Origin of the sequence: Actinospineispora acaciae DSM 45401, from assembly GCF_000620785.1 — a bacterium.
GTDB classification, from domain to species: Bacteria; Actinomycetota; Actinomycetes; order Mycobacteriales; family Pseudonocardiaceae; genus Pseudonocardia; species Pseudonocardia acaciae.
In genome coordinates, this window is record NZ_JIAI01000004.1 from 462,751 (window position 1) to 479,000 (window position 16,250).

Annotated in this window: 18 protein-coding genes; 10 read left to right on the plus strand and 8 right to left on the minus strand. The window is 72.2% G+C overall.

Features of this window, described 5'->3' with window-relative positions; genetic code table 11:
* Positions 1 to 108 precede the first annotated feature (108 nt).
* The 3 genes from N912_RS53845 to N912_RS0122310 are packed head-to-tail and all read left to right on the plus strand — an operon-like array spanning position 109 to position 2,998.
* Complete coding sequence (locus N912_RS53845) at positions 109 to 1,458, plus strand: MFS transporter (RefSeq protein ID WP_169747928.1); 1,350 nt, start codon at positions 109 to 111, stop codon at positions 1,456 to 1,458.
* On the plus strand, positions 1,455 to 2,174 hold the full coding sequence (locus tag N912_RS0122305) for an SDR family NAD(P)-dependent oxidoreductase (protein WP_028924139.1): 720 nt from the start codon (positions 1,455 to 1,457) through the stop codon (positions 2,172 to 2,174). The genes N912_RS53845 and N912_RS0122305 overlap by 4 nt, the downstream gene beginning before the upstream one ends.
* Positions 2,171 to 2,998 (plus strand): aspartate/glutamate racemase family protein, encoded by an 828-nt coding sequence (locus N912_RS0122310; protein ID WP_028924140.1) that lies wholly within the window; start codon positions 2,171 to 2,173, stop codon positions 2,996 to 2,998. The genes N912_RS0122305 and N912_RS0122310 overlap by 4 nt, the downstream gene beginning before the upstream one ends.
* A gap of 24 nt (positions 2,999 to 3,022) precedes the next feature.
* Here N912_RS0122310 and N912_RS0122315 read toward each other — a convergent pair whose 3' ends face one another.
* Entirely contained in the window at positions 3,023 to 4,258 is a 1,236-nt protein-coding gene (locus N912_RS0122315; RefSeq protein WP_028924141.1) for an MFS transporter, read from the minus strand.
* A gap of 108 nt (positions 4,259 to 4,366) precedes the next feature.
* Between N912_RS0122315 and N912_RS0122320 the strand changes: the two genes are divergently transcribed.
* Both N912_RS0122320 and N912_RS0122325 read left to right on the plus strand, forming a co-directional pair.
* Positions 4,367 to 5,290, plus strand: coding sequence for a LysR family transcriptional regulator (locus tag N912_RS0122320; RefSeq protein WP_245645377.1), 924 nt, complete (start codon positions 4,367 to 4,369; stop codon positions 5,288 to 5,290).
* 77 nt (positions 5,291 to 5,367) lie between these two features.
* Positions 5,368 to 5,715, plus strand: a complete 348-nt coding sequence (locus tag N912_RS0122325; protein ID WP_028924143.1) for a helix-turn-helix domain-containing protein — start codon at positions 5,368 to 5,370, stop codon at positions 5,713 to 5,715.
* A 21-nt stretch (positions 5,716 to 5,736) separates the two neighbouring features.
* Here N912_RS0122325 and N912_RS0122330 read toward each other — a convergent pair whose 3' ends face one another.
* The 5 genes from N912_RS0122330 to N912_RS53855 form a co-directional block, all read right to left on the minus strand.
* Positions 5,737 to 6,327 (minus strand): ClpP family protease, encoded by a 591-nt coding sequence (locus N912_RS0122330; RefSeq protein WP_028924144.1) that lies wholly within the window; start codon positions 6,325 to 6,327, stop codon positions 5,737 to 5,739.
* Positions 6,324 to 6,941 (minus strand): ClpP family protease, encoded by a 618-nt coding sequence (locus tag N912_RS0122335; protein WP_028924145.1) that lies wholly within the window; start codon positions 6,939 to 6,941, stop codon positions 6,324 to 6,326. The genes N912_RS0122330 and N912_RS0122335 overlap by 4 nt, the downstream gene beginning before the upstream one ends.
* A 102-nt stretch (positions 6,942 to 7,043) precedes the next feature.
* Positions 7,044 to 8,060, minus strand: coding sequence for an ABC transporter substrate-binding protein (locus tag N912_RS0122340; RefSeq protein WP_028924146.1), 1,017 nt, complete (start codon positions 8,058 to 8,060; stop codon positions 7,044 to 7,046).
* Entirely contained in the window at positions 8,057 to 8,926 is an 870-nt protein-coding gene (locus N912_RS53850; RefSeq protein WP_051580608.1) for an ABC transporter permease, read from the minus strand. Before N912_RS53850 ends, N912_RS0122340 begins: the two co-directional genes overlap by 4 nt.
* A complete protein-coding gene (locus N912_RS53855) occupies positions 8,923 to 9,750 on the minus strand; it encodes an ABC transporter ATP-binding protein (RefSeq protein ID WP_051580609.1) in 828 nt (275 codons plus the stop codon). The genes N912_RS53850 and N912_RS53855 overlap by 4 nt, the downstream gene beginning before the upstream one ends.
* Before the next feature lie 133 nt (positions 9,751 to 9,883).
* On the opposite strand from N912_RS53855, the gene N912_RS53860 reads away from it, so the two are divergent.
* Together N912_RS53860 and N912_RS0122360 are read left to right on the plus strand one after the other, a co-directional pair.
* Entirely contained in the window at positions 9,884 to 10,609 is a 726-nt protein-coding gene (locus N912_RS53860; protein ID WP_037065846.1) for a maleylpyruvate isomerase family mycothiol-dependent enzyme, read from the plus strand.
* A 180-nt stretch (positions 10,610 to 10,789) separates the two neighbouring features.
* Positions 10,790 to 11,950 carry an epoxide hydrolase family protein gene (locus N912_RS0122360; RefSeq protein ID WP_037065848.1) on the plus strand — a complete coding sequence of 387 codons (1,161 nt, stop codon included), beginning with the start codon at positions 10,790 to 10,792 and terminating at the stop codon, positions 11,948 to 11,950.
* Positions 11,951 to 11,962: 12 nt separating this feature from the next.
* Here N912_RS0122360 and N912_RS0122365 read toward each other — a convergent pair whose 3' ends face one another.
* Positions 11,963 to 12,634, minus strand: coding sequence for a hypothetical protein (locus N912_RS0122365; RefSeq protein ID WP_156993863.1), 672 nt, complete (start codon positions 12,632 to 12,634; stop codon positions 11,963 to 11,965).
* A 376-nt stretch (positions 12,635 to 13,010) separates the two neighbouring features.
* Between N912_RS0122365 and N912_RS0122370 the strand changes: the two genes are divergently transcribed.
* The 3 genes from N912_RS0122370 to N912_RS0122380 are packed head-to-tail and all read left to right on the plus strand — an operon-like array spanning position 13,011 to position 14,945.
* A complete protein-coding gene (locus N912_RS0122370) occupies positions 13,011 to 13,898 on the plus strand; it encodes a helix-turn-helix domain-containing protein (protein WP_028924149.1) in 888 nt (295 codons plus the stop codon).
* Positions 13,898 to 14,707: an SAM-dependent methyltransferase gene (locus N912_RS0122375; RefSeq protein WP_028924150.1), complete on the plus strand. Its 810-nt coding sequence runs from the start codon at positions 13,898 to 13,900 to the stop codon at positions 14,705 to 14,707. The genes N912_RS0122370 and N912_RS0122375 overlap by 1 nt, the downstream gene beginning before the upstream one ends.
* 13 nt (positions 14,708 to 14,720) lie before the next feature.
* A complete protein-coding gene (locus tag N912_RS0122380; protein WP_028924151.1) occupies positions 14,721 to 14,945 on the plus strand; it encodes a DUF397 domain-containing protein in 225 nt (74 codons plus the stop codon).
* Here the strand turns inward: N912_RS0122380 and N912_RS0122385 are convergent.
* Positions 14,942 to 16,120 (minus strand): cytochrome P450, encoded by a 1,179-nt coding sequence (locus N912_RS0122385; RefSeq protein ID WP_028924152.1) that lies wholly within the window; start codon positions 16,118 to 16,120, stop codon positions 14,942 to 14,944. The genes N912_RS0122380 and N912_RS0122385 overlap by 4 nt on opposite strands.
* Positions 16,121 to 16,250 lie beyond the last annotated feature (130 nt).

The window sequence follows — 16,250 nt, forward strand, 5'->3', positions numbered from 1 at the left end:
GCGGCGCCGCCGCCGTAACCTCACCTCACCCGGCGGCCGCTCCACTCCTCCCGTATCCCTCGCCAGGAGCGTGAACAACCCATGTCTCATGTGCTCGACGACGCGCCCATGACCAGTTATCACAGGCGGTTGCTCATCGCCTGTTCCGGCGGCCCGTTCCTGGACGGCTACCTGCTGACGATCATCGCGCTGGCGCTGCCCGGCGTCACCAAGGACCTGCACCTCTCGCCCACCGAGATGGGCCTGACCGGCGCGGCGTCGCTGGTCGGGCTGTTCGTCGGCAGCCTCTGGTTCGGCGCCATCACCGACCGGGTGGGCCGGCGCGCGATGTACACCATCGACCTGGTCGCGATGGTGGTGTTCTCCGCGCTGTGCATCGTCGTCACCGACGCCTGGCAGCTGATCGCGCTGCGGTTCCTGATCGGCATCGCGGTGGGCGCGGACTACCCGATCGCCACCTCGCTGCTCGCGGAGTGGATCCCGCGCCAGAAACGCGGGCCGTGGCTGGGCCTGCTCTCCGCGTACTGGCAGGTCGGCGCGGTCGTGTCGTGCGTGGTCGGGTTCGCGGTCACGGTCATCGGCACGGCCGAGGGCTGGCGGTGGATGCTGGGCAGCTCGGTGGTCGCGGCGCTGGCGGTGCTGCTCATCCGGATCGGCATCCTGGAGTCTCCACGCTGGCTGCTGCACCGCGACCGCCGCGAGGAGGCCCGCGCGGCGGTGGAGAAGGCGCTGCAGCGGACGGTCCGCGACGAGGAGCTGGACGAGCTGGCCAGCCACTCCTCCTCCGGCGGGCGGGCCGGCCGCCGCCGCTACCGCGACCTGTTCCACGGCATCTACCTGCGGCGCACGCTCTACTGCGGGCTGAGCTGGCTGTGCCAGGTGACGCCGCAGATGGCCATCTTCACGTTCGCGCCGACGGTGTTGCAGAGCTTCGGGCTGCACGAGGGCGCGCAGTCGATCCTCGGTTCGCTGGTGCTCAACGCCGTCTACTTCGCCGGCCAGGTGCCGGCGTCGTTCCTGCTGGAGCGGCTGGGGCGGCGGAAGGTGGTGATCTCGATGTTCACCATGTCGACGCTGGCGCTGCTGCCGGTGGCGTTCTGGCCGGGGATGGCCGTCGAGGGGATCGTCTCGGCGTTCATTCTGTACGCGCTGTTCAACGCGGCCACCTCGGTGTTCGTGTTCATCTACCCGAACGAGCTGTTCCCGACCGAGATCCGGGCCTCGGCGGTCGGGATCGCGACGGCGATCAGCAGGGTCGGCGCTGCGCTGGGCACGTTCCTGATCCCGGTCGCCCTGGTGGCCATCGGCAACGGGCCGACGATGCTGGTCGCCGCCGTGCTCACCGCGATCGGGCTGGTGCTGTCCATCGTCTGGGCCGAGGAGACCCGGGGCCGCACGCTCGAAGAGACCAGCACGGGCGCGCCGGCGCTCCCGACGAAAGGACAGCTCACCTCATGACTACAGCGATAGTGACCGGGGCGGCCAGCGGCATGGGGCGAGCGGTGGCGCGGCGCTTCGTGGCCGAGGGCTGGTCGGTCGCCGGGTTCGACGTGCAGTCCTCCGGCCTCGGCTCGTTGCGTGAAGAGCTGGGCGAGGGGTTCCTGCCGCTGGTCGTGGACATCACCGACGCCGGGGCGGTCACCGAGGCGGTGCGTGCCACCGTGGACGCGTTCGGGCCGCCGGCGGCGTGCGCGAACGTCGCCGGCATCTACCCGACCTCCACCGTCTGGTCCGGCGACACCGCGCTGTACGAGAAGATCTTCGGCGTGAACGTGCTCGGCACGTTCCTGGTCTCCCAGGCGGTGGCCGCGCCCATGGTCGAGGCGGGGGCCGGCGCGATCGTCAACTTCGCCTCGGTGGACGGGCTGGAGCCGCCGAGCGGCCAGGTGCTCTACAGCGCGTCCAAGGCGGCGGTGGTGAACCTGACGCAGTCGTTCGCGGCGGAGCTGGCGCCGCGCGGCGTCCGGGTCAACGCGGTGGCGCCCGGCTGGGTGGTCACGCCGGGCACCGGCGCGCAGGACCGGCTGGAGGACGGGCTCGCGCAGGTCCCGATGCGCCGGGCCGCCACGCCGGACGAGATCGCCGACGTGGTCTGGTACCTGGCCGGCGAGGGCCGGGCCACCTACATAGCGGGCGCGACGATCATCGCGTCGGGCGGGCTGGTGATGCGATGAACCCCGCCGCCGCTGACCCGTTGCCCAAGCTCACCTGGATCGAGGGCTCCGCCGGCGACCCCGACCTCGCCCCGCTGTGGACGCTAATCCGCGACTACGTCGCCGGCCTCGCGGACGGCGCGTTCGAGCTGAACTTCACCCACCTGCCCGCGGAAGCGGGCGGCGTCCGCCACCCCGCCACCCGCCTCCTTCAAGACTCGATCATGCTCACGGCCGCCGCCGACGCGGCCGCCGATGCCGACGTGGTGATCCTCGGCTGCTGGGCGTCACCGATCATCGAGGCCCGCGCGCTGCTGGACACCCCCGTCACCGGCCTGGCCGAGGGCTCCGCGCGCATCGGCGCCGCGTTCGGCTCCCGGCTCGCGGTGGTCACCGTGGCCGAGGGCCTGCGCCCCGGCTTCGAACGCGACCTGGCGCTGTTCGTGGCGCCCGACAACCTGCTCGCCCCGCCGGTCTGGTGGCTGGACCCGCAGTGCCGCCCCGACGACCTCCTCACCGCCGTCGACAGCCCCGGCCACCTCATCGACAGGTTCGACGCTGTCGCCACCCGCGCCGCCGACGCCGGCGCGGACGCGATCCTGACCGGCTGCGGCTCGGTCGGCGCGCTGCTGGCCGTGCACGGCTACCGCCACCCGCGCACCCGCCCCGACGTCCCCGTCCTGGACTGCGACGCCAGCACCTACCACCTAGCCCGCACCCTCCACGACCTCCACCGCGCCGGCTCCCACCCCAGCCGCACCGCGTACCCCCCGGTACCGCCCGACCGCCGCCCCGCCCTCGACGCCGCCATGACCCGCCTCATTCGCGCAGCTCACCACCCGTGAGTGGTTAGCGTTGTCATAGCAACGCTAACCACTCACGGGCCCTGACCAGGCCGGACGCAGCGTCCGCAACCCGACGCCGAGCGCGATCACGGCGACCACCAGCGCGGCCGCGTACCCGCTCACCCCGACCCAGCCCGCGCCGCCGTAGGCCAGGCCGCCCGCCCAGCCGCCGACGCTGGACCCGGCGTAGTAGCTGAACAGGTACACCGCCGGTCCCTGTACGCCGAGCGCGGCGGAGCGCGAACTCACCCACCCGCTGGCCACCGAGTGCCCGGCGAAGAACCCGGCGGTGGTGATCACGAGCCCGAGGACGACCACGGCGAGCTGGGCGGGCACCATCAGCGCGATCCCGACCAGGGTGAGGACCCCCGCCGGCCACACCATCCGCCGCCGGCCGAACCTGTCCACCAGCCGCCCCGCCGCCGTCGAGGAGAACGAGCCGGCCAGGTACGCCACGAAGATCAGCCCGACCACGGCCTGGGACAGGTGGAACCGGGGTTCGAGCAGCCGGAAGTCCAGGTAGTTGTAGACGGTGACGAAGCAGCCCATGAGCAGGAACCCGACCAGGTACAGCGCCAGCAGTCCGGGGTCGGTCAGCGCCCGGCCCACCGACGCCGCCAGCGCCCTGACGCGCAACGGGCGCGCCCGGAACCGCCGCGACGGCAGGATCGCCGCCCGGAACACCACCGCGCACACCAGCGCCAGCAGCCCGACCACCGCCAGCGCCCACCGCCAGTTCGCCACGTCGTCGACCAGCCCGGCCACCAGCCGCCCGGCCATCCCGCCGATGCTGTTGCCCGCGATGTAGAGGCCCATGCCCGCGCCCAGCGACTCCCGGTGCAGCTCCTCGCCGAGGTAGGACATCGCGACCGCGACCAGCCCGGCCAGCGCGACACCCTGCAGCGCACGCAGCACCAGCAGCACCTCGAAGCTGGGGCTGACCGCCTCGGCCAGGGCGAGCACCGCCGAGGCGAACATCGCCGCGGTCATCACCCGGGTCCGGCCCAGCGCCTCGGACAGCGCGGTGAGCGGGACCACCGCGACGGCCAGCGCCCCGGTCCCGACCGACACCGCCAGGCTGGCCGTCGCCGGAGACAGCCCGAACGTCCGCGCCAGGTCCGGCAGCACCGCCTGCACGCAGTACAGCGTGGTGAAGGTGGCCAACGCGGCGGCGAACAGCGCGAGCGTGATCCGGCGGAACTCCGCGCTGCCCTTGCGGTGCCCCTGGCCCGGGGCCTGGGCATCACGCGAGACCGTCACACCTGCACGCTAGGCAGCGTCCGAACCATCCGTCCAATACGCCATCGACGCGAAAACCATCCATATACGGATGGATCGCCCACGACCAGCACGGGCACAATCGACGCCGTGACCGAGACTGTGAGCAACCAGTCGACCGACCTGGCCGCCGCGCTCGCGCCCAGGCTGGCCGTGCTGCGGGCGGTGGCCGACGAGGGCCGGGTCACCAGGGCGGCGGCCGTGTTGGGCATGCCGCAGCCGACGGTGAGCCGGTGGCTGGCCGTGCTGTCCGAGGAGCTGGGCACGCCGGTGACCGTGCGGGACGGTCGGGGCGTGCGGTTGAGCAGGCCGGGAGCGCTGCTCGCCGAGGCGGCCCGGCAGGCGCTGCGCACGTTGGAGAACGGCTGCCGCGGCGTCGCCGAGGAGATCGACCCGAGCCACGGCCGGGTGGCGCTCGCGTTCCTGCACACCATGGGCGAGCTGCGGGTGCCCGAGCTGCTGCGGGCGTTTCGCGCCGAGCGCCCGCACGTGCGGTTCACCCTGACCCAGGGCCGGCACGAGGACCTGCTGGAGCACGTGCGCACCGGCGCGGCCGACCTGGCGCTGACCGCGCCGCCGCCGACGGGCTCGGACTTCGAGTACACCGAGGTGGAGCAGCAGCCCGTGGTGCTCGCGGTCCCGTCCGACCACCGGCTGGCCCGGCGGCGCTCGGTGCGGGTGGCCGAGCTGGCGGATGAGCCGTTCATCGGCATGAAGGTCGGGTTCGGCATGCGCCGGCTCACCGACGAGCTGTGCGCCGCCGAGGGCTTCCGCCCGCGCCTGGCGTTCGAGGGCGAGAACCTGGACACGGTGCGCGGGCTGGTCGCGGCGGGGCTGGGGGTGTCGCTGATCCCGGTCACCGATCCGGGGCCGCCGCGCGGGGTGGCGGAGGTCCCGCTGCGCCCGCGCGCCGTCCGGCGGATCGGGCTGGTGTGGGCGGCGGACCGGCCGCTGCCTCCGGTGGTGGCCGCGTTCCGGGACTTCGCGCTGCGCGCCGGCGGGCACCGAACCTGACCGAGCCTGACCGCCCGCCGTTTCGCCCGGAGCGGAAGCGTTGCACCCGGACGCCGGGTGACTGTCAGGATGACGTCATGGCGGACATTCTCCGGTTCCCCCCGAACCGCACCCAGGCCCCGGATCGTGAGCCGGAGCCGCTGTGGCGCGAGGTCCTCGGCCGGAGCCTGCGCGCGACCAGGGAAGAGCAGGGCGGCCGCCTGGTCGACGTCGCGGAGCGGGCCGGCATCTCGCCGCAGTACCTGTCCGAGATCGAGCGCGGGCGCAAGGAGCCGTCCAGCGAGATGATCGCCGCGGTGACCGGTGCGCTCGGCATCGACCTGGCCGGGCTGCTCATCGGCATCGCCGGTGACGTCCGTCGGCCGCGCGGCACGGGTCCGGTGGCCCGCCGCCGTCCCACCGGACCCGTGCTCATGGCCGCCTGAGGCACCCTGGCCCTGCCGGTCTCAGGCCCGGTGGTCCAGGACCTGGTCCACCAGCCCGTAGTCGACCGCGCCCACCGCATCGAACACCCGGTCCCGGTCGGTGTCGTGCCTCAGCTGCTCGACGGACTTGCCGGTGTGCGCCGAGAGGATCTCCTCCAGCTGGGTGCGCACCCGCACCACCTCGTCCGCCTGCAGGATGAGGTCCGGGATGGCGCCTCGGCCCTGCGCCGCCGGCTGGTGCAACACCACCCGCGAGTGGCGCAGCACCGAGCGGCGCCCTGGCGCGCCCGCGGCCAGCAGCACCGCGCCGGCCGCGACCGCCTGGCCCACACACGTGGTCGCCACCGGCGCCTTGATGAAGCGCATGGTGTCGTACAGCGCGAGCATCGCGGACGGGTCGCCGCCCTCGGAGTTGATGTAGAAGTTGATCTCTTGTTCCGGGTTGTCCGCCTCCAGGAACAGCAGCTGCGCGATCAGCGCGTTCGCCACCCCGGAGTCGATCCCAGTGCCGAGGTAGACGATCCGCTCCGCCAGCAGGTGGGAGTAGACGTCCATGATCCGCTCGGTCCCCGCGACCCGGGTGATGACGTTGGGGATGGTGTAGGTGCTCATGCTGCCTCCACGCCGATCCCCAGCGCGTGCATGCGCACCGGCACGACCTCGCTGAGATCGTTGACGATGTGGTCGATGAAGCCGTACTCGAGCGCCTGCCCGGTGGTGAACCACCTGTCGTGCAGCGAGTCGGCGTGGATTCGGTCGATCGGCTGGCCGGTGTCCGCCGCGATGAGCCCGAGCACCGTGTCCCGGGTGTAGCGCAGGTCGTCCGCCTGCACCTCCACCTCGACCGCCGAGCCGGCGATCCCGGCCGAGCCCTGGTGCATCAGGATGCGGGCGTGCGGCAGGGCGAAGCGCTTGCCCGGGGTGCCCGCCGACAGCAGGAACTGCCCCGCGCTGCAGGCCAGGCCCAGGGCCAGCGTGGCCACGTCGCACGGCACCAGCCGCATCACGTCGCGGATCGCCAGCATCGCGGGCACCGAGCCGCCCGGCGAGTGGATCCACAGCGCGATGTCCTTGCGGGGGTCCTCGCTGGCCAGCGAGAGCAGCTGGGTGGCCAGCACCGTCCCGTTGTCGTCGTCGAGCGCGCCGTCGAGGACCAGCACCCGCTGGCTGAAGAACCGTTCGCGGAGCCGGTGGTCGAACAGCGGCTGCCTCTCGTCGTTGGTCATGCTCCGACGATGCCGGCGGCGCGGCGCCGGCCGCCGCTCCTTCCGCCGTGAGCAGATCTGCCCTCGGCAGGCGGGACCCCGCGCCCCACTGGTCGAGCGCGGCTAGCGGGGCGCCTTCTGGCTGAACGCCGGCGCCACGAACTTGTCAGGGGCCAGCGGCTCGGAGAAGTCCAGCAGGCCGGCGTCGAGGTAGACGCGCTGCTGGCGGGTGAGCTGGTCGGCGTCCGGGGCGAGGTCGGGGCGCCAGGTGTAGAACGGCACCCGCTGCAGCACTGCCAGGTCCTCGCCGGTGGCGTCGGCCAGGATCTTCAGGTTCTGCTCGGACTTGGCGGCCGTGCCCTGCAGGTCGGCGGAGGCGCGGACCAGCGCGTCGAAGAACTTCTGCGCCCGGTCGGTGCCGGCGAACGCGGCGCCGTAGACGACCCCGCTCGCCGCGGTCCCGGCCGGCGGCACCGCCAGCGGGACGGCCACGCCGTTGCGCTCCATCCGGGTGGTGAACGGCGCCGGCGGCAGGGCGGCGTCCACGCTGCCGTTCGCGATCGCGGCCTCCATGTCCGGGAAGCTGAGGTTGACCGCCCGCACGTCCCTCAGCGTCAGCCCGGAGCCGGCCAGCGTCACCCCGAGCTGGTACCCGCCGGCCGCGCCCGGGCCGCCGGACAGCGCCACGGAGCGCCCGCGCAGGTCGGCGGGGGCCTTGACGGTGCCGGCGTCGACCAGCTTCTTGGACACCTCCAGCGCGGTCGGTGACGCCTTCGGGTCGCCCGTCGAGACGCCCATGGTGCCGACGATCTTGATGTCCAGGCCGGCGTGCAGCGCATTGAACATGCCGGCGGAGAACCCGGCCACCACGGCGTCCACCTTGCCGCTCGCGGCCAGCGGGATGGCGTCCTGGCCGGCCTTGATGGTCTGCAGGTCGACCTTCAGCCCGCGCTCGGCGAAGTAGCCCTTGGCCTGCGCCAGGTACAGCGGCGCGAACAGGGTGGACGGGGCGTGCGCGACGGTGACGGTGGCGTCATCGGGTTTCGCGGACGACCCGCCGCAGCCGGCCAGCGCGGTGGCCAGTGTGGTCACGGCGGTCACAGCGGTCAGCGCCGCGAGCGCCGTCGACATGCGTTTCATCGGGCCTCCGTGTTCTCTTGGGCACCGGCGTTGCGGCGTCGTACCGGTTCGTTCGCCCGGCGCCAGCGCACCATGGCATGTTCCAGCAGCGCGATCAGGCCGGTCACCGCCGCGCCGAGCACCGAGACGGTGATCAGCCCGACGTACATCCGCTCGGGCTGGAAGAGCTGCCAGGAGTTCCAGATCAGGTAGCCGAGGCCCTCGTTGGACGCGACGAACTCCACGGCGGTGATGACCACCACCCCGAGCCCGGCCGACACCCGCAGCCCGGTGAAGATCGACGGCAGGCTGGCGGGGATGGTCACGAACCGGAACTGCCGCCAGCCGGTCGCCCCGTACGCCCGCGCGGCCTCCAGCGCGCCGGCGTCGATCTGGCGGATGCCGGCCAGCGTGTTGATCTGCACCACGAAGAAGATCGTGATCGCCACCGCGAGCACCCTGGGCGTCTCGGTGAGCCCGAAGATCAGCAGCAGCAGCGGCAAGATGGCGATCTTGGGCAGCGCGTACAGGGCGGAGAACGTGGGCGCCAGCGCGGCGTAGAGCGGCCGCCACGCGCCCATCGCCAGGCCCACCGCGATCCCGGCCAGCGCGCCCAGCAGGTAGCCGGCGGACAGCCGGGCCAGCGTGGGAAGGACGTGGTCGAGCAGCTGGCCGGAGGCGATCATGTCGGCGGCGCGGGCGAACGTCCTCGACGGCGGCGGGAACAGCCGCGCGTCCATCACCCCGGCGTCGGCCGCGAGCTGCCAGGCGGCGAGCAGCAGCACCGGGGTGAGCACGGCCAGCGCCAGGTCCCGCCGCCGCAGCCGCCGCGCCCGCCGCAGCTCCCGCTCCACGATCTCCTCGGCGATCGCCTCGGCCGCGCTCACCGGCCCACCCCGCCGCTCGTGCCACCCGTGCCGCTCGTGCCGCTCGTGCCGCCGCCGTTCAGCGACGCCGCCACCTCGTCGCGCAGCAGCGTCCAGATCCGGTGCCGCAGCTCGGCGAACTCCGGGTCCCGCTCGACCTCCATGCCGCGCGGGCGCGCGAACGGCACCTCCAGCTCGGCGGTGACCCGCCCCGGCCGGGCCGACATGACCAGCACCCGGTCGCCGAGCAGCAGCGCCTCCTCGATGGAATGCGTCACCATGACCACCGTCTTGCGCTCCCGCTCCCAGATCCGCAGCAGCTCCTCCTGCAGCAGCAGCCGGGTCTGCGCGTCCAGCGCGCCGAGCGGCTCGTCCATCAGCAGCACCGGCGAGCCGGTGGCGAACGCCCTGGCGATCGCGACCCGCTGGCGCATGCCGCCGGAGAGCTGGTGCGGGTAGGCGTCCTCGAACCCGGCCAGCCCGACCCGCTCCACCCAGCGGCGGGCCAGCGCGGTGCGCTCGCCGCGCGCCATGCCGGCCATCCGGGCCCCGAACGCCACGTTGTCCAGCACCCGCAGCCACGGGAACACGCCGTGCTCCTGGAACACGAACGCGGCGCCGTCCGCCTTCGCGACGGTGCCGGTGGTGGCCGTCTCCAGCCCGCCGAGGATGCGCAGCAGCGTCGACTTCCCGCAGCCGGACGGGCCGATCACGCAGGTGAACGACCCCTCGGCGACGGCGACCGTGGCGTCCCGCAGTGCCCAGATCGGCTCTCCCTTGGCGAAGAAGAGCTTCGAGACCCCCTCGGCCGCGAGCCGAGACCCGTGCGATCCCTCGGACGTCACCGGCGACGAACACCCCCTCCCGGCGTGTCCCGGCATTTCATCACGCACCGGACGATCCCGGCGAAAGGGGGATCTCGGCTCCGGCCGCGCGCGAACCTCCCCACCCACCGCCGCCGGCGAATAGGCTGCCGCCATGCGACCGGACGAGCACCTGGGCTGGCTGGCCGCCGAGCGCGCCGCGTTCGCCCGGGTCCTCCGGGACGGCGACCTGGCCGCCCCGGTGCCGGGCTGCCCGAGCTGGCACCTCGCCGAGCTGACCGCGCACCTTGGCGCCGTCCACCGATGGGCGCGGCAGGTGGTCGAGACCGGCGCCACGGCCTCGAACGACCACCCCGCACCCGCCGGCCGCACGGCGCTGGCCGACTGGTTCGACGAGGGCGGCGCGGCACTGGAACGCACCCTGCGCGGGATCGAACCGGACACGCCCTGCTGGACCATCGCACCGCCCGCCGTCGCCGCTTTCTGGATGCGCCGGCAGGCCCACGAGACGTCGCTGCACCGCTGGGACGCGCAGAGCTCCCAGGGCACCCCCGACCCGATCGACCCCGCGCTGGCCGCCGACGGCGTCGCCGAGGTCGCCGAGGCCATGTTCCCGAGGCAGGTTCGCCTGGGCCGCCAGCCGCCGCTCACCCGGAGCCTGCGCGTCGAGGTCCCCGACGCGGGCGCCTACACCGTCGCCGGCGACGGCACGGCGGCGCCGGGCCCGGACAGCCAACCGGCCGACGTGACGGTCACCGGCCCCGCCGAGGCGCTGCTGCTCCTGCTGTGGAAACGGACCACGCTCGACGACCCCCGGATCTCCGTCACCGGCTCGCCGGCCGCCGCGCACGCCGTCCTCGGCGCGCGGATCACCCCGTAGCTGACGGTCGCTCAACGATCTCCCCGTGCCCGGGCCGACGTCGCACGCTTACTGCTTGCATGACAAAAGCAGCTAGCACTAGCATCACGCTAGCGGAAGCGGCGATGGCCGTCGCTGCGAACCCCGGACGGCCCCGCTCCGCTCGCCAGCGATCGCCCCACGAAGGACGGTTACCCCCGCATGAGAACCGCAACGGCCCAGATACGCGACTTCCGGGCGGAGATCACCGACGCGCAGGTCGCCGATCTGCGCGACCGGCTGGCCCGCACCCGGTGGCCCGAGCCGGCGACGGTCGACGACTGGTCGCAGGGCATCCCGCTGAGCTACACCCGCGAGCTGTGCGAGTACTGGGCCACCGAGTACGACATGCGACGGCTGGCCGCCCGGCTGAACGCGTTCCCCCAGTTCCACGCCACCATCGGCGACCTGGGAATCCACTTCCTGCACGTGCGCTCCCCACACGAACGCGCCCGTCCGGTGGTCATGACGCACGGCTGGCCGGGTTCGGTCGTGGAGTTCCTGGACGTGATCGGCCCGCTGACCGACCCCGAGGCGCACGGCGCCTCGGCGGCCGACGCGTTCCATCTGGTGATCCCCGCACTGCCCGGCTTCGGGTTCAGCGACAAGCCGTCCCACCCCGGTACCGGGATCGAGCGGATCGCCGGCGCCTGGCACGAGCTGATGGTTCACCTCGGATACCCGCGCTACTACGCCCAGGGCGGTGACTGGGGCTCGGCGGTGACCACCGCGATGGCCGCCGGCGCCTTCGAGGGCCTGTTGGGCGTGCACCTGAACGTGGCACGGGCCTCCCCGGAGGCGCTCTCCCGGCTCGGCGAGCCGACCGAGCGGGAGCGCGAGATGCTGGCCAGGGCACGGCGGTTCTTCGCCGAGGAGAACGGCTACGCCGCCGAGCAGGCCACCCGCCCGCAGACGATCGGCTACTCGCTCGCCGACTCCCCGGCCGGCCAGCTCGCCTGGATCGTGGAGAAGTTCTACGCCTGGGCCGACTGCGACGGCCACCCGGAGAACGCCGTGTCGCGGGACAACCTGCTGGACAACGTCATGATGTACTGGCTGACGAACAGCGCCGCGTCATCGGCCCGGATGTACTGGGAGAACGCCCGGTACCTCACCACCCAGCCCGAATTGGTGCGGATCCCGGCCGCCTACACGCAGTTTCCCGAGGAGATCTTCGCGGTCAGCGAACGCTGGCTGCGGACGCAGTTCAGCGACCTGCGCTACTACCACGCCGCCGAGCGCGGCGGGCACTTCGCGGCCTTCGAGCAGCCCGAGATCTTCGCCCGTGAGGTTCGCGCCGGCATCGCCGCGCTGGCGAGCTGACGGCGTGTGGGGTCAGGGGCGCAGGCGGCGGACCGGGTGCAGGCCGCCCGCCTCGCACCGGCCCAGGTCGGACCACTTCCAGGTGATCGCGTAGTCCGGGAAGCCGACGCGGGTCCCCTCCTTCCGCCAGCCGGCACGCTCCTCGCGGCGCACCGCCCGGCGGGCGAGCGGGGACTCGCCGCAGATCGCCACCGCGTACACCGCGTCCGGACCCGGGTCGGGGTGTCGGTCGGGCAGCCAGTACTCGGCGCCCTTCGGCGGTTCGAGGCTCAGGCCGCACTCGCAGAGGCGGCTCGCGGGCTCGGCCGTCACCGCCGCCACCGGGTCGGTGAGAACGGGATCGGTGCCGGGGGCGCTGCGGTGCAGCCTGAACCGGGCCGAGCGCGGCGTCGGCGGTTCGGCCTCCACGTACACCGCGACGCCGCCGTGGATGTCGAGGAGATCACCGCTGGCCCGCAGCAGCGCGGTCACGTGGCCGCGGTTGACCGGGCCGTGCGGGTCCAGGTCGTCGGTCAGCCGGGAGCCCAGATAGAGGGCCTGGTCGGCGTTCTCGAGCACGGCGTGGACCCTGGTGCGAACCTCCGGAGCGGTCGCGGTCGGCAACCTGCTGACGGTGGCCAGGCCGGGCTGTCGCCCCTGCTCGGCCACGGCGCGCCGCCCCGGGCGGTCACCGGCACGGCACATCACCAGACGTCAGCCCTCCCACTGCGCGTCGCCACTTAATCCCGGATCCTCCAAACCCGGATTCCGGGTTCAGAGCTACCGTAACTGTAATCTTCGGGATCGAAAAGGGGCGCTCGAAGGCGGCACGTCGCCCGATCGAGTTGCCGCTATATCACAGTTGTGACGGCCGTCGTCGTTCCGCGCCCGCTTTGACTCCGTCCACGACGCGTGTCGTAGTCCAGAAATCCGTATCCTAAAACCGGGATAGGTGATACCCGGAGTCCGGGTTTCGGGTTACCGTTCTTCAGTCTCCAGGAAGGGGGCGCGGCCAGACGTCACATCTCAACTACTCTGTGTAGCTTTGCCCTGGTACATCCGCATGAAAGAGGTCTGATCGGTGGGTGCTACGGCCGTCAGGACGGCGAAGAGGCTCCTGCTCGGCAAGGAGATCAAGCACGCGATCGACCAGGCCGGGATCACGCAGGCGCAGGCGGCCGCCCTGATCAAGGTTCGGCCGCAGAAGATCACCGACGTGATCAACGGCCGGGCGGCGATCAGCTACGGCGACCTGATCACGCTGGCCCGCGAGCTGACGCTGGACCAGGGGCACACGGCCGCGCTGGTGAACCTGCACCAGGACAGCAACAAGCGGGGGTTCTGGTCGACCGGCCACAACCGCGCGTACCACGAGGACTTCCGGTTGATGGTCGACCTGGAGCGCTCGGCGGAGCTGCTGCGCTGCCTGGACAGCGAGATCGCGCCCGACCTGGTGCAGTGCGAGGCGTATATCCGTGCCCTGTTCGCGGCGCAGCGCGGCGGCGACGACGAGCTCTCGGTGGAGGACTGGGTGCAGGCGCGGCTGCAGCGCCAGGAGGCCCTGACCGGCGACGACCCGATCCAGTACCACGCGGTGCTCTCGGAGTCCTGCCTGTGGCGCGAGTACGGCGGCGTGACGGTCATGCGCGAGCAGCTCGACCACATGCACAAGCTGTCCAGGCGCCCGAACGTGCTCCTGCAGATCCTGCCGTTCAAGGAGCAGGCCAGCGGCACCCAGGTCGCGGCCAGGCCGTTCATCCTGGTCCGGGTGCCCTCGCCGGGCGCGGCCGGCCCGCTCGAGGTGGGCTACATCCAGGGCGAGAAGGAAATCCGCTACATCGACGACAAGAAGGCACTGGACGGATACGAGAAGGCGTGGCGCATCCTCACCTCGGCGGCGCTTCCCGCCGAGGACTCGCGGCGGTTCATCCGCTACATCGAGAACCGCAACTACAAGGACGGTACGTAGTGAGCGACTTCTACTCCCGCGAGATCGACACCACGAAGCCCAGCGCGGCGAGGCTGTACGACTACTATCTCGGCGGCACGCACAACTACCCCGTCGACCGTGCATTCGCCGAGCGAATCAGGGACATCTGCCCGTTCGCCTGGGACATGGCGCGGGACAACCGTGACTTCCTCCGCCGCGCCGTGCGGTTCGCCCTGGGGAACGGAATCCGGCAGTTCATCGACATCGGCTCCGGCGTGCCCACCGTGGGCAACGTGCACGAGGCCGCCCACCAGATCGCGCCCGAGACGCGCGTCGTCTACGTGGACAACGACACCGAGGCCGTCGTGACCTCGCAGGACATGCTCAGGGACTCCACGGTGGCCACCGCGATCCCCGGCGACCTGCGGCACCCCGACACCATCCTCGACCATCCCCGGACCGCGCGGCTCATCGACTTCGACCGGCCGGTCGGCCTGCTCATCGTGGCCGTTTTCCATTTCGTCAGCCCCCGTGACAATCCCCGCGCGCTGTTGCGTTCCTACCTGGATCGGCTCGCCCCGGGCAGCTACCTGGCGCTGTCCCACGCCGCGGTCGACGAGGCCACCCCGCTCGCCCGCGAGCAGTACCTGAACCTCGAACGGGAGTACGGCAGCACATCCAACCCCGTTTACGTCCGCCGCCGCGACGAGTTCACCGAGCTTTTCGACGGCCTGGACATCGTGGAACCCGGCGTCGTGTACGCCACCGACTGGCGAAACGTCCAGCCCGTCGACCCGCATTCTCCGGGACGGCCCTGCCTGTACGCCGCCGTCGGCAGAAAGCCATGAGAAAGGGAAGAGAATGAGCAACTCGACGCCGCCCGCCTTCCAGCGCCAGCAGTTCCGCAAGTCCAGCCGCAGCGGTCAGGACCCGCACCGGTGTGTCGAGGTGGCCCACGCGCGCGGCTGGGTCGCCATCCGGGACAGCAAGCGGCCGTGGGACTCGCGCGACGACCACCACCTGGTGTTCACCGCCGCGCAGTTCGCCGCGTTCCTGGACGGCGTGCGCCACGGGGAGCTCGCCTAACCGGTCGTGTGCGCGATGACCTCCAGGTGCTCCAGCCCGCGCAGGCCGTTGTTGATCATCGGGGTCGACGAGACGACCTCGAACCCGGTCACCCGGTCGGCGAGGCGTTCGAGCAGCGCGGTCATCTCCAGCCGGGCCAGGTGCATGCCCACACAGACGTGCTCGCCGCGACCGAAGGCGAGGTGGTCGGACGGGCGGCGGGTGATGTCGAACCGGGTGGGGTCCGGGTAGTGGCGCTCGTCGCGGTTGGCCGACCCGTAGAGCAGCGCGACCCGGCTGCCGGCCGGCAGCGCCACGCCGTCGATCTCGTGGTCCTCGGTGAGCACCCTGCTGAACTGCGGCACCGGCGACTCCAGGCGCAGCGACTCGTTGATCGCGTGCGGGATCAGCGTTCGGTCGGACCGCAGCAGCTCCCACTGGTCGGGATGGCGGGCGAACAGCGCGATCGTGTTGGTGATCGCCAGGATCGTGGTGTCCAGGCTGGGCGTGACATAGTCGAGCATCATCACCGGGCACTTGTCCCGGGGCAGCTCGCCGCGATCGGCCGCCTGGTAGAGGTGGGCGGCCCAGCCGTCCGGATCCAGGTTGCCGGGCACCGCGTCGTTGACCGCGAACGCGATGAACTCCTCGACCGAGGGCATGGCCTTGGCGAACCGGGCGTTGGCCGGCCCCTGGACGTCCCAGATCGCCGCCGCCCAGTCCAGCATCTTCGCCCGTCCCCGGTCGGGCAGCCCGACCAGGTCTGACACCACCGTCATCGGCAGGTGCTCGGCCAGCTCGGTGGCGGCGTCGAACCGGCCGCGCTCCACCAGCCGGGTGACGACCCGGTCGGCCTCGGCCTCGATCCTGGGGGCCACGTCGCGCATCCGGTCCTGGCGCAGCGGGCGTCCGAGCACCCCGCGCAGCATCGTGTGCTCGGGCGGGTCGCTGCACAGCGTGATGCCCTCGAGCTGGGCGTTCATCTCGGGGTCGACGAACACGCCTCGGGCCGAGGTGAACGTCTTCCAGTCCATCAGGGCCGTGCGCACCTGCTCGTAGCGGGGCAGGGCGTAGAGGTCGTAGCGGGGTAGGTGCACCACCGGGCCCTGCCCGCGCAGCCGCTCGTAGATCGGGTAGGGGTCGACCCGGGCCTCGTCGGTGTAGAGGTCGACGTCGCTGACCGGCACGTTCGCCATGGTGGCTCCGGTTCGAGGTTGGGTGGTCCGCCGCGCGTGACACAGCACAACACAGGTGACCGGCGCCCGCACTACGGCGCTCCCCACGGTCGGTCCCGCCGAGTGCTACCGAGGGTCGTGGTCGTCGTGG